Source organism: Micropruina sp., assembly GCF_027492755.1.
GTDB lineage: Bacteria > Actinomycetota > Actinomycetes > Propionibacteriales > Propionibacteriaceae > Micropruina.
On record NZ_JAPUED010000068.1, the window covers coordinates 1 to 19,838 of the forward strand.

17 protein-coding genes are annotated in these 19,838 nt (G+C 69.9%); 11 read left to right on the plus strand and 6 right to left on the minus strand.

Annotated elements, in window-relative coordinates; all coding sequences use genetic code 11:
- Nucleotides 1-289 precede the first annotated feature (289 nt).
- Together Q0066_RS04310 and Q0066_RS04315 are read left to right on the plus strand one after the other, a co-directional pair.
- On the plus strand, nt 290-1,486 hold the full coding sequence (locus tag Q0066_RS04310) for an amidohydrolase family protein (RefSeq protein ID WP_298130384.1): 1,197 nt from the start codon (nt 290-292) through the stop codon (nt 1,484-1,486).
- 112 nt (nt 1,487-1,598) lie between these two features.
- Complete coding sequence (locus tag Q0066_RS04315; RefSeq protein ID WP_298130385.1) at nt 1,599-2,693, plus strand: crosslink repair DNA glycosylase YcaQ family protein; 1,095 nt, start codon at nt 1,599-1,601, stop codon at nt 2,691-2,693.
- Between the two features lie 119 nt (nt 2,694-2,812).
- Here Q0066_RS04315 and Q0066_RS04320 read toward each other — a convergent pair whose 3' ends face one another.
- Nucleotides 2,813-5,590 carry a TIR domain-containing protein gene (locus tag Q0066_RS04320; RefSeq protein WP_298130387.1) on the minus strand — a complete coding sequence of 926 codons (2,778 nt, stop codon included), beginning with the start codon at nt 5,588-5,590 and terminating at the stop codon, nt 2,813-2,815.
- 427 nt (nt 5,591-6,017) lie between these two features.
- Here Q0066_RS04320 and rpsP point away from each other — a divergent pair, with 427 nt between their 5' ends.
- The 4 genes from rpsP (at nt 6,018) to trmD (ending at nt 7,996) form a co-directional block, all read left to right on the plus strand.
- Nucleotides 6,018-6,440, plus strand: a complete 423-nt coding sequence (gene rpsP, locus Q0066_RS04325) for a 30S ribosomal protein S16 (protein WP_298130389.1) — start codon at nt 6,018-6,020, stop codon at nt 6,438-6,440.
- 2 nt (nt 6,441-6,442) lie between these two features.
- A complete protein-coding gene (locus Q0066_RS04330; RefSeq protein WP_298130391.1) occupies nt 6,443-6,700 on the plus strand; it encodes an RNA-binding protein in 258 nt (85 codons plus the stop codon).
- Nucleotides 6,701-6,767: 67 nt separating this feature from the next.
- Complete coding sequence (gene rimM, locus Q0066_RS04335) at nt 6,768-7,298, plus strand: ribosome maturation factor RimM (RefSeq protein ID WP_298130392.1); 531 nt, start codon at nt 6,768-6,770, stop codon at nt 7,296-7,298.
- Nucleotides 7,295-7,996 (plus strand): tRNA (guanosine(37)-N1)-methyltransferase TrmD, encoded by a 702-nt coding sequence (gene trmD / locus Q0066_RS04340; protein WP_298130393.1) that lies wholly within the window; start codon nt 7,295-7,297, stop codon nt 7,994-7,996. The genes rimM and trmD overlap by 4 nt, the downstream gene beginning before the upstream one ends.
- A gap of 19 nt (nt 7,997-8,015) precedes the next feature.
- Here the strand turns inward: trmD and Q0066_RS04345 are convergent, their stop codons facing one another.
- Genes Q0066_RS04345 through Q0066_RS04365 form a run of 5 tightly spaced genes read right to left on the minus strand, consistent with a single transcriptional unit; the run spans nt 8,016 to nt 13,954 of the window.
- Entirely contained in the window at nt 8,016-8,837 is an 822-nt protein-coding gene (locus tag Q0066_RS04345) for an ATP-binding cassette domain-containing protein (protein WP_298130395.1), read from the minus strand.
- Nucleotides 8,834-9,889 carry an iron chelate uptake ABC transporter family permease subunit gene (locus Q0066_RS04350; RefSeq protein ID WP_298130397.1) on the minus strand — a complete coding sequence of 352 codons (1,056 nt, stop codon included), beginning with the start codon at nt 9,887-9,889 and terminating at the stop codon, nt 8,834-8,836. The genes Q0066_RS04345 and Q0066_RS04350 overlap by 4 nt, the downstream gene beginning before the upstream one ends.
- A complete protein-coding gene (locus tag Q0066_RS04355) occupies nt 9,886-10,953 on the minus strand; it encodes an iron chelate uptake ABC transporter family permease subunit (protein ID WP_298130399.1) in 1,068 nt (355 codons plus the stop codon). Before Q0066_RS04355 ends, Q0066_RS04350 begins: the two co-directional genes overlap by 4 nt.
- Complete coding sequence (locus Q0066_RS04360) at nt 10,950-12,806, minus strand: siderophore-interacting protein (protein ID WP_298130402.1); 1,857 nt, start codon at nt 12,804-12,806, stop codon at nt 10,950-10,952. Before Q0066_RS04360 ends, Q0066_RS04355 begins: the two co-directional genes overlap by 4 nt.
- Before the next feature lie 32 nt (nt 12,807-12,838).
- The gene (locus tag Q0066_RS04365) at nt 12,839-13,954 is read right to left on the minus strand and encodes an ABC transporter substrate-binding protein (RefSeq protein WP_298130404.1); all 1,116 of its coding nucleotides are present in this window, start codon (nt 13,952-13,954) and stop codon (nt 12,839-12,841) included.
- Between the two features lie 177 nt (nt 13,955-14,131).
- On the opposite strand from Q0066_RS04365, the gene Q0066_RS04370 reads away from it, so the two are divergent.
- From Q0066_RS04370 to Q0066_RS04390, 5 genes are all read left to right on the plus strand, one after another.
- Nucleotides 14,132-15,691 carry a helix-turn-helix domain-containing protein gene (locus Q0066_RS04370; RefSeq protein ID WP_298130406.1) on the plus strand — a complete coding sequence of 520 codons (1,560 nt, stop codon included), beginning with the start codon at nt 14,132-14,134 and terminating at the stop codon, nt 15,689-15,691.
- An 87-nt stretch (nt 15,692-15,778) separates the two neighbouring features.
- The gene (locus Q0066_RS04375) at nt 15,779-16,576 is read left to right on the plus strand and encodes a polysaccharide deacetylase family protein (protein ID WP_298130409.1); all 798 of its coding nucleotides are present in this window, start codon (nt 15,779-15,781) and stop codon (nt 16,574-16,576) included.
- A gap of 254 nt (nt 16,577-16,830) precedes the next feature.
- The gene (locus Q0066_RS04380) at nt 16,831-17,478 is read left to right on the plus strand and encodes a succinate dehydrogenase cytochrome b subunit (RefSeq protein WP_298130417.1); all 648 of its coding nucleotides are present in this window, start codon (nt 16,831-16,833) and stop codon (nt 17,476-17,478) included.
- On the plus strand, nt 17,478-19,493 hold the full coding sequence (locus Q0066_RS04385) for a fumarate reductase/succinate dehydrogenase flavoprotein subunit (RefSeq protein ID WP_298130412.1): 2,016 nt from the start codon (nt 17,478-17,480) through the stop codon (nt 19,491-19,493). The genes Q0066_RS04380 and Q0066_RS04385 overlap by 1 nt, the downstream gene beginning before the upstream one ends.
- Nucleotides 19,490-19,838: 2Fe-2S iron-sulfur cluster-binding protein (locus tag Q0066_RS04390; RefSeq protein ID WP_298130415.1), on the plus strand; the 349-nt coding region annotated here is incomplete at its 3' end. The genes Q0066_RS04385 and Q0066_RS04390, both read left to right, overlap by 4 nt.

Genomic DNA, 19,838 nt, shown 5'->3' on the forward strand with positions numbered 1-19,838 from the left:
CCACTGCTCGTAGCCGGCAACGGCCGCTGTCGCTCCCGAATCGGTATGGCCGGCCTACCGCCAGGGCATGTCGTCCATGCCCGGCTCGCCGGTGGTCAACGTGCCGACTGTGGACCGGAAGAACCGTCCCCACCCGCTGGTCGAGCTTGTCGAGACCCCTTTCAACTGACTGACACCTTGGCGAGCCGCTGCCGCTCTGCAGAGCGCCAGTGGCTCCCGATGGTGTCAGTCAGTTGCCGGACTGGCTGGACTTCCACCGCCGGCGCGGCAGTGGTGACAGGATCGGATCATGACCCACAGTCATGACATGCCGCCCGGTTTAGGGCCGCTGACCTCGCTGACGCACACCCACGACGGGCACACCCACACCCACGTCCGCAGCGAGGTTCCGGTCGGACCGCCGCAACGGCTGCATCTGCGTGGCGTCGTCCTTCCTGAGGGGGATGAGCGCGATCTGTGGCTGCATGACGGGGTGATCAGCTTCGAACCGGTGGCGGACGCGATCACCATCGTCACCGAAGGCTGGATCATGCCGGGCCTGGTCGATGCTCACTGCCACGTCGGGCTGGAATCACACGGGGCGGTCAGTGAGGAGCGTGCCGAGGAGCATGCGATCACCGATCGTGAGGCGGGTGCGCTGCTGCTGCGCGACGCCGGTTCGCCGCTGGACACCCGGTTCCTGCAGGACCGTGAGGACCTGCCGAAGATCATCCGGGCCGGACGGCACATCGCCAGGCCGAAGCGCTACTCCCGCAACTTCGCCGAGGAGGTCGAACCCGACGAACTCGTCGACGAGGTGGTCACCCAGGCCGAACGCGGGGACGGCTGGGTCAAGATCGTCGGCGACTGGATCGACCGGGACGCCGGCGACCTGACCCCGCTGTGGCCCAAGGAGGTCGCGAAGGAAGCGATCGAGGCGGCCCACGAGCATGGTGCCCGGGTCACCGCGCACTGTTTCGACGAACGCTCGGTCGCCGAACTGGTGGACGCCGGCATCGACGGCATCGAGCACGGCACCGGCCTGGACGACGACACCATCGCCGCCATGGCCGAACGCCAGGTCTCACTGGTGCCCACCATGGTGAACCTGGAGAACTTCCCACAGTTCGCGGCCGCCGGGGAGGCCAAATTCCCGCGCTACGCCGCCCACATCCGGGCGCTGCACGCCCGGCGGTTCGAGACCATCGGCAAGGCGGTGGACGCCGGCGTCCCGGTCTACGCCGGCACCGACGCCGGCGGCGTCCACGGACACGGGCTGATCGCGTCCGAGATCGAACTGCTGGCTCAGGTCGGCGGCAACGACTTCGCGCTCGGTGCGGCGTCCTGGAACGCACGACGCTGGCTCGGGCATCCCGGCATCGAGGAGGGTGCGCCGGCCGACATCGTGGTGTTCGCCGAGGATCCGCGGGTGAACATCTCGGTGGTGCGCGAACCGACGCTGATCATCCTCAACGGCCGCGTCATGGGTGGAACCGCAACCGGATAGCTGTCGACCTGCCGTCGGTCGAGCTTGTCGAGACCCCGTCCAGGCGCGAACAGGTTTCGACAAGCTCAACCAGCGGTTGCCGCGTCCTTCGGCGGGTGCTTAGTGTCCCGCCATGGAACCGCATCGGCTGAGCCGGCAGGACGCCCGGCGGATCGCGGTCCGCGCGCAACTGCTGGACGCCCACCGGCCGGCGCTGGTCGCCGAGGTGGTCGACGAGCTGACAGTGCTCAACATCGACCCGACCAATGCCATCGCCCCTAGCGAGGACCATATTCTGTGGACCCGGCTGGGCGGCGGCTACGAGCACGCGCACCTGCAGGAGGCGGTCGAGACCGACAAGACCGTCTTCGAGTACGACGGCATGTACCGCTCGGTCGCCGACCTGCCGTTGTACCGGGCGCTGATGCGGCGTCCGCTGCGCTACGCCAAGACCGCCGACTGGGTGGCGGCCAATGACCGCTTCCGCCGCGACATCCTGGCGTTGTTACGCGAACGCGGACCGCTGCTCACCGGAGAGATTCCCGACACCGCGCAGCAATCCTGGGGTTCGACCGGCTGGACCAACAACCGCAACGTCACCCAGATGCTGGAGCTGCTGGTCCGGCTCGGCGAGGTCGCCATCGCCGGACGCGAGGGGCGGGAGCGCCGCTGGGACCTCGCCGAGCGCTGGTACCCCGGCGACCAACCGGAAGCGAGTGACGCCGAGGTGGATGCCCGCCGCGATGAGCGCCGGCTGCAGTCCCTCGGCATCGCCCGCGCCAAGCAGACCGAGGTGCCGCTGGAACGGATGGACGTTGGGCAGGCGGGGGAGCCCGCCGTCGTGGCGGACGTGCCGGGCGAGTGGCGCGTCGATCCCATCGGACTGGATGACCTGGGGCGCCGCTTCGACGGTCGGACGGCGCTGCTCTCGCCGTTCGACCGGCTGGTGTTCGACCGGGCCCGAGCTGAGGCGCTGTTCGGATTCGAGTACGTCCTGGAGATGTACAAGCCGGCCGCGAAGCGCCGCTGGGGCTACTTCGCGCTGCCGATCCTGCACGGCGACACCCTGATCGGAAAGCTGGACGCGAAGGCCGACCGCAAGGCGGGACTGCTGCGGGTGTTTCGCCTCCACGCCGACGGCGACTGGGCGCCCGGCACCGCCGAGGCCGTCCAGGCGGAAATCAGGGCTCTGGCCGACTGGCTCGGACTGGAGATCGCCGAGGAGTAGCAGCCACCGATCGTGACCGGCTCACCCACCGTTGGTCGAGCTTGTCGAGACCCTTGTCAGACCCTGTCTGAAGCCTCGCTGGGTTCCGCCAGGTCTCGACAGGCTCGACCATCGAGCATTCACCGGCAGGTCAGGTCGGCCGGCGGCGTGCCCCCGACCAGGGCCTGCCAATCGTCGACGGTGAGGCTGGCGCCGGAGGTCCGGCAGGCCATCGCCACCAGCCGCTCCGGATCCAGCACCGTGCTCACCACCAGTCCGGAAGCGGCGTCGTCCGCGGCCTCGAAGACCGTCACCAGCCGCGAGCCGTCGCTGCTGAGATCGATTCCGTGACGGTCGGCTCGCCTGTCGGTGGGGAAGTCCACGCCGCCCAGCCGTGAGCCGTCGGTGAGGTCGTAGAGGGTGACGCCCACATCGGTCGGGACCGCCAGCATCGTGTTGGTGACCACCGGAGCGCCGTAGCCGAAGAACCGTTCGGGGAATCGCTTCCGGAGTTCCCCGGTCGCGGGATCGTGTTCGCTCAGCGTGCCGCCGAAGTAGCGCACCCACAGCGACTCCGCTCCGAAAGCTGCCTCGTCCACGCCGTCGATCTTGTTGCCCAACCGGAACCGCTCGGTGCCGGTGGCGGCGTCCAGCACGACGAGTTCTGCGGTTTCCTGCAACCTGAGGGCGACGGAGGTCAGGTCGGGGCTGATCGTGGCCCGTCCCACCGAGCCCAGGCCGCCGGGTTGCGCCCGGCCGAGCTGGCGTCCGGTGCGCGTCTCATAGCGCCCGATCCACCCGTCGGAGGTGACCACTACAAGCGTCGAGTCGTCCGAGGACTGCCGGACGGCGACGATTTCGGCGTCCGGACGCCCGATCGCCCAGCCCGCAAAGCCCTCCGGAAGCCCGGGCAGCGGACCCTCCAGCGTGCCGCCCAGGGTTCGACTGCCGGACGCCAGCTGCAGCACCGTGCCGTCGGCCAGCCAGACCGGCGGCGCCAGGCCACCGACCGGGGAGGTCGGAGAGTAGCGGCCGAGGGGCCCGCCGCCCTCACCGGGCACGTTGGCGACCGCGGTCGTCGCGGCGGTGCCGTCCCGGACGGCCATGCTGACACCGTCGGAGGAGAGCGCGACGATCGGCGGACGACATGCGGTGCACGAGAACGGCAGATCGATCTCCGAGGTGGACGCCGTCCGGCCTGCCGAATCCGGATCCCACAGGCTCAGCTCCGAGCCGGACGCCGCGACCAGCCGCCGGCTGGTGCCGAGGAAGGCGAGGCCGCGGTTGTTCACCTGGCTGAGGCCGGTCACTGTCTGTGGCTGGTCGGTGCTGCCGGAGGCCCGGATCGGGCGCACCTGCGCCAGGTGGATGCCGCCGGCATCGGCGACGGCGATCAGGCTGGCGTTGTGGTTGAGGGCGGAGGCGGCTTCGTTGATCATCGGCACCACCGCGTGCCGGGTCGGCCGGTTCTGGTCACCGTCCACCGGCCAGACCGGAACCTCCGGGTTTCCGTTGGTGGCTGTGGCGAAACGGCCGTCACCCGAGATCCGTCCGGGCATTTCGCGGGCGCCGTAGACGAACTCGCCCCGGCTGATCCGGGTGAACGACGGGAAGCGGCGTACCTCGATCGCTCCACCCTCGAGCAGCACCCGTTCGTTGTCCAGGAACCGCAGGTCGGCGGTGCCCGGGCCGTTGACCGCCAGCGGGTCGGCGACGGTGTTCTGGGTCCCGCCGGTGCGGTCGACCAGGGTCAGCCGTTGCTGGCTGCCGTCGTCGGAGCCCACCACGATGCCTTGCCCGGACGGCGCCACCGCAACGGCGCGAGGCAGCTGCCCGGCGGGTAGCGCAATGGTGGCCGGCCCCGACGCCGTCGCCACCAGGACCGAGCGGCCGTCCACCGCCGCGACGGTGACGCCGTCGTCACTGATCCCCACCGCGCTGACCCGCTGGGCCAGTTTCAGGCGTGACACCGGTGCCGTGGCGGCGACGTCCCAGCTGAACACCTCGCCGGTCTCGAGCCCGACACCGACGAACCGGCCGTCCTTGGACGGCTCGATCACGCTGATCCGGGCCGCGAAGGGAAGGACTCGACGCAGTGCCGGGCTGGCCAGACCGGCGCGGAGCAGCGCCGCTCGGGTCAGCGGGGTCGGGTCGGTCCGATAGGCCTGGACGGCCAGCAGCTGCGCCCGGCGCAGGTCGCGGTCGAGCAGCGAATCGGAGGTGGCGGCAAGTTGCCGGGCGAGCAGGCTGTTCGCCTGCCGGAGCACCTCGTTGCGCTGCAGCACCGCGACGATCGACGCCACGATCGAGGCGATCAGCAGCAGGCTCAGCCCGCTGATCGCGAGCTTGGCCAGCAGCCAGCTGCGGCGGTGCTGGGCGACGTCCTCGCCGAGCAGCTGGTCCCGGGGGACTTCGCGGATCGCGGCCGCCAGGTCCGCCACCCGTTCGCGGAAGCGCGGATCAGCGGTTCCGGACGAGCCGGTCGCGTCGAACCAGCTCAGGTCGCTCCACCGCGGCTCCTCGCGGAACGCCCCGCGCAGCGGCGCCGGGACGCAGTCGCTGGCGTCCGAGAAGTCGTTGCGGAACCGGTCCCAGCCCAAGGTGCCCTCGTCGTGGACCAGCAGAATGTGGTCGGCGTCCTTGTGGTGCAGCCACCAGCGGATCTCATTGGCGACATAGTCGGACGCCGCGGCTGCCGGGCTGAGCAGCACCACCAGCCACCGGGCGTCCCGCAGGCCCTCTTCGATGGTCGACCACAGCGCCGGGTTGGCCGACATCGACGAGTCGTCCCGGAAGATCCGGACGGCCCGCAGCCGGTGCCACGGCTTGGCGAAGGTCTGGATGGCGGTCTGCAGGCTGACCGCCTCGAGGGTGGACGCCGAGCGCGCGTAGGAGATGAACGCGTCCCATTGCGCCATGGCCTCACCCTTCGCCTGATCGGCCACAAGATATCCGAGCCGAACCCTCGCCCGGGTAACGCTCGCACGTCGGGGGACGGTTCTCCGGGAGTGCGAGTTTCGCATCTCGGGGGACGGTTCTTGGACGTGCGAATCTCGAACGCTCAAGAACCGTCCCCGCGGATGCGAATTTCGGACGCCGAAGAACCGTCCCCCGAGATGCGAAACTCGGACGCGGAAGAACCGTCCCCGGACGTCGGGGGGCCGGTTCGCGGTTTCCGGCGGCGATCTGGCACAATGTTGGGCGCGTCGTCCGCGCCGGTGCCCTCTCATCGCCGACTCGAACGGTCCACCCGAGACTCGCACCCATTCCCCACGATGGGGGCCGGCCTCACCCGTCCAGCCTGGCAGACGTTGCTCAGGCTTTCCCACAGGAGAAACCACACACGTGGCTGTCAAGATTCGTTTGAAGCGGCTCGGCAAGATCCGCTCGCCGCACTACCGCATCGTCGTCATGGACTCGCGCACCAAGCGCGACGGCCGGGCGATCGAGGAGATCGGTCTCTACCAGCCGAAGAACGACCCTTCGGTGATCAAGATCGACTCCGAGCGGGCGCAGTACTGGCTCGGCGTGGGCGCGCAGCCCACCGAGGCCGTCGTCACCATCCTGAAGCGCAGCGGTGACTGGCAGAAGTTCACCGGCGAAACCTCGGAGTCGGGCATCGCCCCGCAGCCCGAGAAGGCCGACAAGGTTGCCCGGTTCAACGCGGCGCTGGCCGAGGCCGACGACGCTCCGGCGAGCGGCGCGATCAGCACCGGCAAGAAGAAGGCCGCCGAGTCGGACGCGGCTGCCGCCGCCGACGAGGCCTGATCGTGCTCGCCGATGCCCTGGAGCACCTGGTGCGCGGCCTGGTCGCCAACCCGGATGACGTCCGGGTCACCGATTCCGACCGGCGTCGTCCGCGCACCCTGGAGGTCCGGGTCCATCCCGAGGACATCGGCAAGGTGATCGGACGCCAGGGCCGCACGGCAGGCGCGCTGCGCACCGTCGTCGGTGCCCTGGCCGGCCGTGAGACGGTGCGGGTCGATTTCGTCGACGTCGACCGCCGGCAACGCCAGCGCCGCCGCTGACCTTCCCAACACATCGGACGCCCTCGAGCCTGCTCGGGGGCGTCCTCGTGGACTTACAGGAGGAATGATGGCGCCCACCGTGGACGTGGTGGTCGGCACTGTCGGACGCGCGCACGGCCTGCGCGGCGAGGTGACGATCCGGCTGTCCAGCGACTTCCCCGAGGAGCGCTTCGCACCCGGCGCAGTGCTGCGTGCCGGAACGATCAACGGTGAGCGCCTGGAGGTGAGGGCCAGTCGTTGGCAGGGGGACCTGCTGGTGGTGACCTTCCACGGCTACACCGATCGGTCGCGCGCTGAGACGCTGCGCGGCACCGAGCTGTGGGCCCAGGTGGAGGTCGGTGAGTCCGACCCGGGGGATTTCCACGACGCGGCACTGGTCGGCCTCGAGGTGCGCTCCGGAGGCCTGCTGAGGGGCCGGATAGCCTCGATCGTGCACAACCCCGGACAGGATCTGCTCGTCGTCCGCTCCGAGGCCGGTGAGCATCTGGTGCCGTTCGTCACCGAACTGGTGCCGGTGGTCGACCTGGCGACGGGAGTCGTCGAGGTGGTCGACCTGCCCGGACTGTTCGAACCCGCACCGAGCCAGGAGGGCCGATGAGGCTCGATATCGTCAGCATCTTTCCCGAGTACTTCGCACCGCTGCAGTTGTCGCTGGTCGGCAAGGCGATCCGTGCCGGCACGCTGGACGTCGCCGTCCACGACCTGCGCCGCTGGACCCACGACCGGCACCGCACCGTCGACGACACCCCCTACGGCGGTGGCGCCGGCATGGTGATGAAGCCCGAGCCATGGGGAGAGGCGTTCGATGAGCTCCTGACCCTGCCGGGCCACGAGGCCGACGAGCCGGTGCTGATCGTGCCCACGCCGTCCGGGACGCCGTTCACCCAGCAGATCGCGCACGAATGGGCCGCCGAGAAGCGGCTGGTCTTCGCCTGCGGACGCTACGAGGGCATCGACGCCCGGGTCGTCGAGCACGCCGCGACCCGGATGCGGACCGCCGAGGTCAGCCTCGGCGACTATGTGCTGAACGGGGGAGAGGTCGCCGCGCTGGCGATCATCGAGGCTGTGGTCCGGCTGCTGCCCGGCGTGGTGGGCAACCCGGCGTCGCTGATCGAGGAATCGCACGCGCCCGGCCACGACAACCTGCTGGAGTACCCGACCTACACCAAGCCGGAGAGCTGGCGCGGGCTGCGCGTGCCCGAGGTGCTGCTGTCCGGACACCACGGCCAGGTCGCCGCATGGCGCCGCGAGCAGGCCGTGGAGCGGACGCGGGAACGGCGTCCCGACCTGCTCTAGTGCCCGGCCCACGGGCCGCTCACCGCCAGTCCGAGACCGGGGGCTCGGGGAGCCGGCCCAGCGGCACCACCTGCGGCGTCCCGGCGACCGGGTCGGGCACCACGATGCAACGCAACTCGAAGACCTCCTGAACGAGGGTCGCGGTGACCACCTGCGCCGGCGGGCCTTCGGCGACCACCCGGCCGTCCTTCATCACGATCAGGTGGGTGGCGTAGCGCGCCGCATGGTTCAGGTCGTGCAGCACGGCGACCAGCGTGCGCCCGCTGCGGTGCAGGTCGGTGAACAGTTCGAGCAACTCGATCTGATGGGTGATGTCGAGGAAGGTGGTCGGCTCGTCCAGCAACAGGATGCCGGTCTGCTGGGCGAGTGCCATCGCCACCCACGCCCGTTGCTTCTGGCCGCCGGAAAGCTCGTCGACCAGCCGCGCCGACAGGTCGGTGACCCTGGTTGCGGCCATCGCTTCCGCCACCGCCCGCTGGTCGACGTCCGTCCACTGCCGGATCAGGTTCTGGTGCGGGAAACGTCCCCGCGCCACCAGGTCGGCGACCCGGATGCCATCGGGTGCCAACGAGGTCTGGGGAAGCAGGCCGAGCCGGCGGGCCACCTCCTTGGCCGGGTAGGACGCGATGTCCGCGCCGTCGAGCACCACCCGGCCCTCGGTGGGACGCAGCAGCCGGGAGAGCCCACGCAGCAGCGTCGACTTTCCGCAGGCGTTCGGCCCGACCACGATGGTGAAGGACTCGTCGGGGATGGCGACCGACAGGCTGTGGCTGACCACCCGCTTGTCGTAGCCGATGGTGGCGTGCTCGGCGAACAGCCGGACGGGATCGGTCGCGGTCATAGGTGTCGTCTCGTTTCTCGGATCAGCAGCCAGATCAGATAGATCCCGCCCAGGCAGACGGTGATCAACCCGACGGGGACGGCGCGGTAGAACAACGCGATCAGCAGCGACAGGAACTGGGCGGCGGTCAGCAGCGCCGCCCCCATGAAGGCTGACGCGGCGAGCGAGACCCCCGGCGTGCGGGCCACCCGCCGGGCCACCTGGGGAGCGCACAGGGCGATGAAGCCGATCGGACCGGCGGCTGCGGTGACCAGGGCAGTGGTGGCTACCCCGGCGATCAGCAGCCCGAGCCGCGCCCGGTTCGCATTCACCCCTTGGGCGAGCGCCGCGTCGTCGCCCAGTTCCAGCTGCCGCAGTGCCGGGGCGAGCAGCGTCGCGGCGCTCAGGGTGACGGCCGCGAGCAGCAGCGAAGGGGTCAGACTCTCCCAATCCACCCGGCCGAGTGAGCCGGCGCCCCAGAACCCGACCGTCATCGCGTCCTGAAGGTCCGCGCGGGTGATCAGGTAGGCGTTCAGCGAACCCAGCAGGGCGGACACGCCGATGCCGACGATGATCAGCCGGAAGCCCTGGATGCCGCGTCGGTAGGCGAGCAGGTAGACCACCAGCGCGGTGAGCAGGCCACCGACGATCGACGCGCCGGCGATGCTCCAGTAGTCGCGCACCTGGAACATCAGCATCGCCAGCACCACCGCGGTGTAGGCACCCGCGTCGAAGCCGATGATGTCAGGCGAACCGAGCGGGTTGCGGGTCAGCGACTGGAACACGGCGCCGCCCACCCCGAGCAGCGCCCCGAAGACGATCGCCGCCAGTAGCACGGGCAGCCGCCACTCGACGACGATCATCCGGTGGAACTCTTCGCCGCCGCCCAGCAGTGCCCGGACGACCTGGCCAGGGTCGAGCGGGTAGTCGCCGAAGCCGAGCCCGATTACCGCGAGCGTCACGGTCGCCGCGGCGAGCACCCCGTTCACCAGCACACTGCGCAGCCGGAGCCGGACGGACACCGTGCGACCGACCCGCAGATCCTGGTGGGCGTAGCCGAAGTCGATGCTCATAGTCCGCTCGCCTTCCGACGGCGCACCAGCGCGATCAGCACCGGGGCGCCGACCACCGCGGTGAGGATGCCGACCTCGATCTCGCCGGGCCGGGCGATCACCCGGCCGACGATGTCGGCGGCCAGCACCACCACGGGCGCGGTGAGGATGGTGAACCCGAGGATCCAACGCTGATCGGGTCCGGTGAACCAGCGGACCACGTGCGGCACCATCAGCCCCACGAAGCCGATGCCGCCGGTCAGTGCGGTCTCGCCGCCGGCCAGCAGGGTGACGGCGATGATCCCCAGCAGGCGGGTGCGGAGCACGCTGGCGCCGAGCGAGGTCGCCAGCTCGTCGCCGAGCGCGACCGCGTTCAGCGAGCCGGCGATCAGCAGCGCGAGCGCCAGGCCGACGAGCAGGAACGGGAGCACCGTCAGGGTTTCCTCCAGCGACGCCGCGGCCACCGATCCCAGACCCCAGTGGCGCAGCGTGCGAAAGGTCTCCTTGTCGATCAGGGTCAGGAACGTGGAGACGCCGCCCAGGACGGCGCCCAGCGCCACCCCGGCGAGTACCAGCTGCACCGGCGCGACCGAGCCGCGGCCGGCCGACCCGATCAGGTAGACCGCGATCGTCGCCAGCATCGCGCCGACGAACGCGAACCAGAGGAAGCCGTCGATGGTGGTGACACCGAAGGCGGCGACGCCGATCGTCACGGCGAAACCGGCCCCCGCGTTCACCCCGAGGATGCCCGGGTCGGCGAGCGGATTGCGGGTGACCGCCTGGATCAGCGCGCCCGCCACGCCCGCGGCGACACCGGCCACGATCGCCAGCACGGTGCGCGGCACCCGCAACGTCCAGACGATGATCGACGCCTCCGAGTCGTCCGGCCACCACAACCCGTGCCACACCTCGTCCCAGGGCAGCGGGTTCGAGCCTAGGGCGAGGCTGGCCGGCACCACGATCGCCAGCGCGGCGGCGACCAGCAGCAGGCCGAGCAGCTTGCGGGTTCCCGTCGTCGAGGGACCCTCGGACGCCGCGGCCGCGACGGACGGCGAACTCGAATGTGTGCTGGGGGAGAAACTCACCCGGCCGTCCGCTGTGGCTGCAGTCGGTAGAGGCTCTCGCCCCAGCCGAAGGTGAGCCGTTCGGCCACGTCGAGGCCGGCATGCGCGAACAGCCCGGCCAACTCGTCCCGGTCGCGCAGCCCGCCGCCGGTGAGGGCGAAACCCACCAGGTCCTCCTCGTAGTCGTGCTCGTCGGCAAGATCGTGGTCCATCACCTCCGAGAAGACCAACACCGAGCCGCCCCCGGTGAGACTCTGCGCGGCCTGTCGCAGCAGATGCGCGGCGTCGGCGTCGGCATGTCGCTCCAGCACGCCTGCCAGCAGGACGGCGTCATGGGCGTCCGGACGCGGATGCAGCCCGCTGCCCGGCTCGTGCCGCACCCGGGGATGCGGGTCGTGTACCCGGCTGATCGCTGCCAGCTCGGAAGGCGCGGCCACGATCGTGACAGCCAACTCGTCTCGCGCGGCGACCAGTGCTTCGGCGAGTGCGCCCGCGGCCGGTCCGATCAGGGCGACGCTGCGCAGCTCGTCGAACACCGGGGCGGCGGCCAGTGCACCGCCGGAGTATTCCGCGCCGTCGGCGGCCTCCTCGGCCCGTTCCCGGGCCAGCTCCGGGTCGTCCAGCACGGTTTGTTCGTGTTCCGAGCCGAACCAGCGGGCGTGGTCACCGCGTCCGGTACGCACCGCCGCCAGCAGCGACAGCAGGCCGCCGAGTTCGGTGCGGGCCGCCAGCCGGTCGAGATCGAGCGCGGCGCTGGTGTCGTCGTCCTCGAGTTCTCGGCCCAGCGAGGTGAGCGCATACCTTTCGCCGTCGCGGGTCACCAGGCCCAGGGCGGCCAGGTAGCGCAGCAGCTTGCGCAGCCCGGTCCGGTCGGCGCCGATGTCGGCGGCCAGTCCCGCCAGCGTCCGGGGACGCCCTGCCAGGGCGCCGCCCAGCCCGATCGTGGCGGCGACGCGGACGGCGAAGCCGGGGGCCAGTTCGCGGAGCTCGTGGAACCGCTCCTCGTCGCCTTCGACGATCTCGTCGGACGGCTGCTCGGCCCCCGCGTTCGCCTCGGCGGTGCCCGGCTGTACCCGCCAGTAGCCGGTCACCTCGACCTGCTCCTTGGCCAACCCCTTCTCGCCGCGCAACCAGCGCCGGATCGGGGTCAGCGTGAGCGATTCCCCGGCCACCCAGGCGAACACCGTGCCCGCCCACCAGTCGGCCGTGGTGATCGCGTCGTAGAGCAGCGTGGTGCTGCCCGCGGGGCGGCCGTCCCGGCTCAGCCAGGTCAGCCGGACGCCCTCCGGCACCGGCAGCGCGACCTGATGCGAAGGTTCGGCCACCTCGATGAACACCTGGGCCCGCGCTCCGGACGGCCACTCCGCCAGCCACCGCCCGATCGCCGGCAGCGCCGTCTCGTCGCCGGCAATCAGCACCCAATCGGCGTCGCGCGGATGCCCCGCCGACATCTTCGGCCCAGCGATCTGGATCTGATCCCCGGGTTGCACCCGGGACACCCAGGTCGTCGCCGGACCCACCCCGTGCCGCACCACCTCCACATCGACCTCGCCGCGCTCGGCGTCCCAGCGGCGCACTGTGTACGTGCGGGTCAGCAGATGCGGGTCCCGCGGCCAGTTCAGCACCCCGTCGGCCTGGGTGGGTCCGACCGCCTCGACGACGTCCGGATGCCGCATGAACAGCTTGAACTCGTCGTCGAAGCCGTCGGAGCGGAAGGCCGCCACCGGGTAGCCGTTCTCGGCCACATGCGCCCGCAGGGCCGGGCCGCCGAGGGTGACCCGCCGCATGCCGGGGGAGACGTCGGTGACCCGCAGCACCTCCAGGCGCCGGGTGGTGATCGGGAAGATGTCGAGCTGGCGAAGACTGGCGGGCATGGATCCTCCTGGTGGGCGTCGTGGCTCGGCTGCTACTTGGCGAACAGACCTTCGAAGGCCTGGTCGAGCTGGTCCGCCGTCCAAGGCAGATTCAGGGCATTGGGCCAGCTGAACGCCCACGGCAGGCTGGTCGAAGCCTTGTCGTCGGAGCTGATGATCGCGACGTTGCCCGCCTTCACAGCCTTCAGCCGCTGGTAGAGCGGGCTCTTGGCCAGCCAGGCCGCCGCATCCTTCGCCTCGCCGCGTCCGCCGTGCTGGTACAGGAAGATGCCGTCGGCATCGACGATGCTGAGGTTCTCCAGGCTGACAGTGGTGTAGCCCTGCTTGTCGATCATCTTCGCGGCGTTCGGGTGCGGCGCGAAACCCAGGGCGGTGAGCAGCTTCTCGGCCTGCGAACCCTTGTTGTTGACCAGTTCGACGCCGAACTCGGAGCCCCGGTTGATCACGATCGCGACGGTCCGGCCCTGCCACTGCGGATGATCCTGGGCCACCTTGGCGATGTGCTGGTCGGTGGCGGCGATCGCCTCGCTGGCCCGGCTCGGCAGGTCAAGGGTCGCACCGATCAGGTTCGTGGTGGTGCGCCAATCGGGGATGAACGCGCCCTTCTCCTGCACGGCCAGCACCGGTGCGATGGCCTTCAGCTTGGTGAAGACCTGGTCCAGGTTGGAGTACCCCAGGGCCACGATCAGGTCGGGACGGGCGGCTGCGACCTTCTCCACGGCCAGCGTGTCCGCCCACGGGTCGATCACCGTGGCGTCCTTGAGCGCGTCGGCATAGGGGGCGTACCAGGGTTCGTCGTCCGGCTTGGCCGGCGCGACGACCGGGCTCACCCCGAGCGCCAGGGTGGCCTCGAAGTCACCGAGTCCGCCGATCACCGCGATCCGCTCGGGGCGCTTCTGCAGCACCGTCTCGCCCCAGCCGCTCTTCAGGGTGAGCGGGTAGCTGGTGGTGCCTTCACCCGGCGGCAGCAGGCCGGGGGCTGAGGAGCTCGGTGTGGTGGCCGGTTCGGGTGCGGCGGTCGAGCAACCGGTGAGCAGCAGGGCAGCCGCGGCGAGCGCAGCGACACCCCCGCGGACGAGGCGCGCAAGGGACGTCGGAAACGCGAGAGAGGCGCCGGCGGGTCCGAGTTCGGAACGGTGGCGGGTCATGACAGCCTTTCCAGCCGCGGTGCGGCCGTGGTCGTGCGGAAGGCCGGCAGGCCGAGGGCTGCCGGCGGGTTGGTCGGGGTCGTTGGTGCTGCCGCCTCGGGGCAGCGGCACAGTAGGTAAGATAAGGCTTGCCTTACTCAGACCTCTTGTCCGCTGCTGACAGGTTCTTATCCCGAGATGTCGATCGCCGTTGCCGCCGCGCCCCTGATCCGGGGTGGCCTGCCCGGTTGCCGGGTCGGGCCGATCAGCAACGCCCGCGAGTCGCTTTTGCTGTGGGTGCACACGGGAACGGCGCGGGTGGCCACCGGGTTGACGCGCCATGAGTTGAGCACGGGACAGGCGCTGTGGCTGCCGCCTGGGCTCGAGCACACGGTGGTGGTGGACGAGGACTCGCTGGCTGTCCCGATCTTCGTTCCCGCCGGCGACGTGCCTGAGGATCTTCGCCGGGTGGCTGTGCTGACCATCCCGTCCGAGTGGAGTGACTGGCTGGTCTGGCGGTATGCGTGCACGCTCGGTTACCTGCACGGCGTCGCGATGGACGCCGCCGGCCTGGTCGAACTGGTCGCGGGCTCGCGGCTGACGGCCGCCGGGATCAGGATCACCATGCCGCCGCTGCCGGCCTCGCGAGAAGCCCTGGACGTGGCGCGCACGGTCCTCAGCGAGCCGGCGAGCGCCTCGACGGTGGACGAGTTCGCGGACCGTGTGGCGGTCAGCACCCGGACGTTGCAGCGACAGTTCGCCGGTGAGACCGGAATGGGTTTCACCCAGTGGCGCACCGCGGTGCGGATCGCTGCGGCCGCCGCACTCCTCGCCGACGGTCACCATGCCGGCTGGGCCGGCGGCCAGGTCGGCATCCACGATGCCGCCTGCTTCACCCGCACCTTCCGCCGGCAGGTCGGGCTGACGCCGAGCCAGTACGCCCGCCGCCTTCGCGATAGCCACGCCGCCGCGGAGGGCACCCTCGACCTGATCGGTACCGTCTCGACGCTGATCCAGCGGGGATCCACGCAAGCGCCGATGAGCGCGGGTCTGCCGACACCACGGATCCCCGCGGTCACCACCTGGGAGTGCGTCAGCGATACCGACATCGCCATGTGGGTGTACCGGGGCGTAGCGCAGATCCGGATCGGCGGACGGCGCAGGCAACTGCAGCGGGGCGACCTGGTCTGGCTGCCCGCCGACATCCCGCACGCAATGGAGCTCGACGAGGACACGATCGTGCTGCCGGTGGCGTGGCGAGCAGCCCGCGGATCAGGTCTCGACGGGCGAGTCGTCCGATTCCCGGACGAGGCCGCACCGCGGCTGCTGCAGGCGTTGGTGCTCACCCGGTCCGCGCTGCGTCCGGACCGGGACGAGTCCAGCTCGTTCATCCGCGCGCTGGAGGCCGCCGATCCATCGCCTGACCGGCCGAGTGAACCGGAGCAACGCGTCGGCGTGATCGCCGATCGGATTCGCAGCACGCCGGCCGATGCCTGCTCGCTGACGGGTTGGGCGGAACGCCTGGGCGTCGATCCGGCGCGGTTGCGTCGCGAGTTCATCGCCACCACGGGCGAACCGTTCGAGCGTTGGCGATTGCAGTTGCGGATGAGCATCGCGCGCGACCTGCTCGACGAGGGCCAACCCCTCACGGCGGTCGCGCGGCGGCTCGGCTACGCGCACCTGTCCGGCTTCAGCCGGGTGTTCGCCACGGCATTCGGCCAGCCGCCCGGCGCGTACCAGCGTTCCCTCTCGGCGTGACGCCCGGCGTCCGCACATCGACGCGGTTCGACCGCGACCGTCGCGCGTCGGCTGGGAATCCCGCTCCGGAAGGCGTTCACTGGTCCGGTGACCCGCTCCCGACTCCTGTCCGTCGTCTGCGTCCTGACCGTGCTGCTGGCCGGCTGCGCGGCCCCGTCCACGGGTAGCTCCGCCGGACCCAGCCCGGACGGCACCGCACCCTCGACGGCGCCGAGCACGCCGACCGCCACCGGCAGCCCTTCGCCGAGCGGTCCGGTTGAGACGCCCGCGATCGACTGCCGCAAGGCGAAATGCGTCGCCCTCACCTTCGACGACGGCCCCGGCCCAGAAACTCCCAAACTGCTCGACACCCTGGTCAAGGAGAAGGTGCCGGCCACCTTCTTCCTGGTCGGCACGATGATCCGGCAGCACCCGGAGGTGGCCAAGCGGATCGCCACCACCCCGGGTATGACGGTGGCCAACCACACCATCAGCCACCCGATGCTCACCCGCATCGCTGCGTCCAAGGCGCGCCAGGAGATCGTCGACAACACCAAGCTGATCACCAAGGTGACCGGCGTGAAGCCGCACTACCTGCGCCCGCCCTACGGCCTGCACAACGCCGCCGTGGACGCCGTGGCCGGCAAGCAGGGCCAAGCGGTCGTGCTGTGGAGTGCCGGCGCCCTGGACTGGCAGTACAACAAGCCGGCCAAGATCGTCGAGGTCACCCTGCCGCAGATCGCGCCCGGAGCGATCGTGCTGGCCCACGACATCCACCCCTGGACGATCAAGGCCGTTCCCACCCTGATCACCAAGCTCCGCGCCAAGGGCTACACCCTGGTCAGCCTGGACGACATCCTCGGCCCCACCAAGCCCGGCAAGACCTACGCCCGCGGCCGTCACTAACCCCCCCCGGGGACGGTTCTTTCGGTCACCGACTCGCTCGCCGGGATGGACGGCGGTCGCGCAGGTGGGAGACCTCGCCCCATGGCGTGGGCACCGTCGCACCCCATCGCCCGCCCGAGTCACGAGACCTTTCGTCTCATCCGTGACGACATTGGCCATCCGTTCAACATGGCCGCCGCAAGGGGAATATGGTGACTCTCGTGGCGACGACGACTCTTTCCCCACGCGCTCGGGCCGTCCGCTCATCCGTGGCCATGAAGGCGCTGATGGCGGTGACCGGCCTGATCATGATCGGGTTCCTGCTGATGCACATGTACGGCAACTTGAAGGTGTTCTTCGGTGCCGAATCCTTCGATCACTACGCCGAGTGGCTCAAGGGGGACATCCTCTACCCGCTGGTGCCGAAGGGTTGGTTCATCTGGATCTTCCGCACCTTCCTGCTGGCGGCGATCGTGCTGCACATCTGGTCGGCGGCGACGCTGACGGTGCGTGCCCGGCGGGCCCGCGGCACCAAGTACGTCAACTCCAAGCCGATCCAGCAGACCTACTCGGCCCGCACCATGCGCTGGGGCGGCGTCATCCTGGCGGGCTTCCTGGTGTTCCACATCCTCCAGTTCACCTCGCGCACCATCAGGACCGGCTTCGCCGCGGACGCCGGGGCGTACGACATGTTCGTGGCCTCGTTCCAGCAGTGGTGGCTGGTGCTCGCCTACGCGCTGTGGATGGTGACGGTGTGCATGCACATCAGGCACGGCTTCTGGAGCGCGTTTGCGACGCTGGGCGCGAACACCTCGGCGACCAGCCGCAAGTGGTGGAACATCATCGCTTATGCGGTGGCGATCCTGTTGTATGTCGGATTCATGATCGCGCCGCTCGCGGTGCTGTTCGGGGCGGTGAAGTGATGGCAACCCAGACCATTGAGCGTGAGGTGGCGACCACCGGCGGCGTGTACTGGCGCGAGGGCGCCGAGGTGCATGACACCAAGGCACCGCCCGGGCCGATCGAGGGCAAGTGGGCCAAGCGGCAGTTCGAGGCGAAACTGGTCAACCCGGCCAACCGGCGCAAGCTGACGGTGATCATCGTCGGCACCGGCCTGGCCGGTGGTGCGGCCGCGGCGTCCCTGGGCGAGGCCGGCTACAACGTGCTGAACTTCTGCTACCAGGACAGCCCCCGCCGCGCCCACTCCATCGCCGCCCAGGGCGGCATCAACGCCGCGAAGAACTACCGCAACGACAACGACTCGGTGTACCGGCTGTTCTACGACACCGTGAAGGGCGGCGACTACCGCTCCCGGGAGACCAACGTCTACCGGCTGGCCGAGGTCAGCGGCCGGATCATCGACCAGTGCGTCGCCCAGGGCGTCCCGTTCGCCCGTGAGTACGGCGGTCTGCTCGACAACCGCTCCTTCGGCGGCGTCCAGGTGCAGCGCACCTTCTACGCCCGCGGCCAGACCGGGCAGCAGCTGCTGATCGGCGCCTACCAGGCGCTCGAACGGCAGGTCGCGGCCGGCACGGTGCAGATGTTCACCCGGCACGAGATGCTCGAGCTGATCGTCGTCGACGGACGCGCCCGCGGCATCGTCGCCCGCGACATGGTGACCGGTGAGATCGAAACCCATCTCGCGGACGCCGTGGTGCTGGCCACCGGCGGCTACGGCAACGTCTTCTTCCTGTCCACCAACGCGATGGGCTGCAACGTCACGGCCGGCTGGCGGGCCCACCGCAAGGGCGCCTACTTCGCCAACCCCTGTTACACCCAGATCCACCCGACCTGCATCCCGGTGCACGGCGAAACCCAGTCGAAGCTCACCCTGATGAGCGAATCGCTGCGCAACGACGGACGCATCTGGGTGCCGAAGCGCGCCGAGGACTGCGACAAGGATCCGCGGCAGATCCCCGAAGAGGACCGCGACTACTACCTGGAGCGGATCTATCCGGCGTTCGGCAACCTGGTGCCCCGCGACATCGCGTCCCGGCAGGCCAAGAACATGTGCGACGAGGGACGCGGTGTCGGCCCGGCGGTCGCCGAGAAGCAGCCGGACGGCTCGATCGAGATGGTGCGCCGCGGCGTCTACCTCGACTTCGCCGAGGTGATCAAGCGGATCGGCAAGGACGGGGTCGCGGCCAAGTACGGCAACCTGTTCGACATGTACGCCCAGATCACCGCCGAGGATCCCTATGAGGTGCCGATGCGGATCTACCCGGCGGTGCACTACACGATGGGCGGCGTCTGGGTCGACTACGACCTGATGACCTCGATCACCGGCCTGTACGCGACCGGCGAGTGCAACTTCTCCGATCACGGCGCGAACCGGCTCGGGGCGTCCGCGCTGATGCAGGGCCTGGCCGACGGCTACTTCGTGCTGCCCAACACCATCAACGACTATCTGGCCGCAGCGCCGTTCCCGAAGATCGCGCCGGACCACCCCGAGGTGGTCGCCGCGGTACGCAGCGTGCAGGAGCGGATCGACACGCTGCTGTCCATCCAGGGCAGCCGCACGGTGGACTCCTTCCACAAGGAGCTCGGCCAGATCATGTGGGAATACTGCGGCATGGAACGCACCGAGGAGGGCCTGAAGAAGGCGATCGGGCTGATCCGTGAGCTGCGCGAAGAGTTCTGGCGCGACGTCAAGGTGACCGGTGAGAACGAGGAGTTCAACCAGACCCTGGAGCGGGCCGGGCGGGTCGCCGACTTCCTCGAACTCGGCGAGCTGATGTGCGTCGACGCGCTGCATCGGCGGGAATCCTGCGGCGGCCACTTCCGGGCCGAATCGCAGACGCCGGACGGCGAGGCGCTGCGGCACGACGACCAGTTCCTCTACGTGGGAGCTTGGGAGTACACCGGCGACGTGCCCGTGCTGCACAAGGAGCCCTTGGAATACGAGTTCATCGAGCTGAAGCAACGGAGTTACAAGTGAACATCACCTTGCGGGTCTGGCGGCAGGAGAACGCCGATGCCAAGGGCGCCATGCAGACCTATCAGCTGGCCGACGTCAGCCCCGACATGTCGTTCCTGGAGATGCTCGATCTGCTCAACGAACAGTTGACCGTCGAAGGCATCGAACCGGTCGCCTTCGACCACGACTGTCGCGAGGGCATCTGCGGCATGTGCGGTGTGGTGATCAACGGTTCGGCCCACGGACGCGGCTCGTCCCCGGTGCCGACCACCACCTGCCAGCTGCACATGCGTTCGTTCGCCGACGGCGCGGTGATCGACGTCGAACCGTGGCGGGCCGGCGGCTTCCCGGTGATCAAGGACCTGG

What these genes read in the sequence shown, in the direction of transcription:
- Q0066_RS04310 (WP_298130384.1), top strand. Translation starts at nt 290, where the DNA reads ATGACCCACAGTCATGACATGCCGCCCGGTTTAGGGCCGCTGACCTCG.
- Q0066_RS04315 (WP_298130385.1), top strand. Translation starts at nt 1,599, where the DNA reads ATGGAACCGCATCGGCTGAGCCGGCAGGACGCCCGGCGGATCGCGGTC.
- Q0066_RS04320 (WP_298130387.1), bottom strand. Translation starts at nt 5,590, where the DNA reads ATGGCGCAATGGGACGCGTTCATCTCCTACGCGCGCTCGGCGTCCACC.
- rimM (WP_298130392.1), top strand. Translation starts at nt 6,768, where the DNA reads ATGGCGCCCACCGTGGACGTGGTGGTCGGCACTGTCGGACGCGCGCAC.
- trmD (WP_298130393.1), top strand. Translation starts at nt 7,295, where the DNA reads ATGAGGCTCGATATCGTCAGCATCTTTCCCGAGTACTTCGCACCGCTG.
- Q0066_RS04345 (WP_298130395.1), bottom strand. Translation starts at nt 8,837, where the DNA reads ATGACCGCGACCGATCCCGTCCGGCTGTTCGCCGAGCACGCCACCATC.
- Q0066_RS04350 (WP_298130397.1), bottom strand. Translation starts at nt 9,889, where the DNA reads ATGAGCATCGACTTCGGCTACGCCCACCAGGATCTGCGGGTCGGTCGC.
- Q0066_RS04360 (WP_298130402.1), bottom strand. Translation starts at nt 12,806, where the DNA reads ATGCCCGCCAGTCTTCGCCAGCTCGACATCTTCCCGATCACCACCCGG.
- Q0066_RS04365 (WP_298130404.1), bottom strand. Translation starts at nt 13,954, where the DNA reads ATGACCCGCCACCGTTCCGAACTCGGACCCGCCGGCGCCTCTCTCGCG.
- Q0066_RS04370 (WP_298130406.1), top strand. Translation starts at nt 14,132, where the DNA reads ATGTCGATCGCCGTTGCCGCCGCGCCCCTGATCCGGGGTGGCCTGCCC.
- Q0066_RS04380 (WP_298130417.1), top strand. Translation starts at nt 16,831, where the DNA reads ATGAAGGCGCTGATGGCGGTGACCGGCCTGATCATGATCGGGTTCCTG.
- Q0066_RS04385 (WP_298130412.1), top strand. Translation starts at nt 17,478, where the DNA reads ATGGCAACCCAGACCATTGAGCGTGAGGTGGCGACCACCGGCGGCGTG.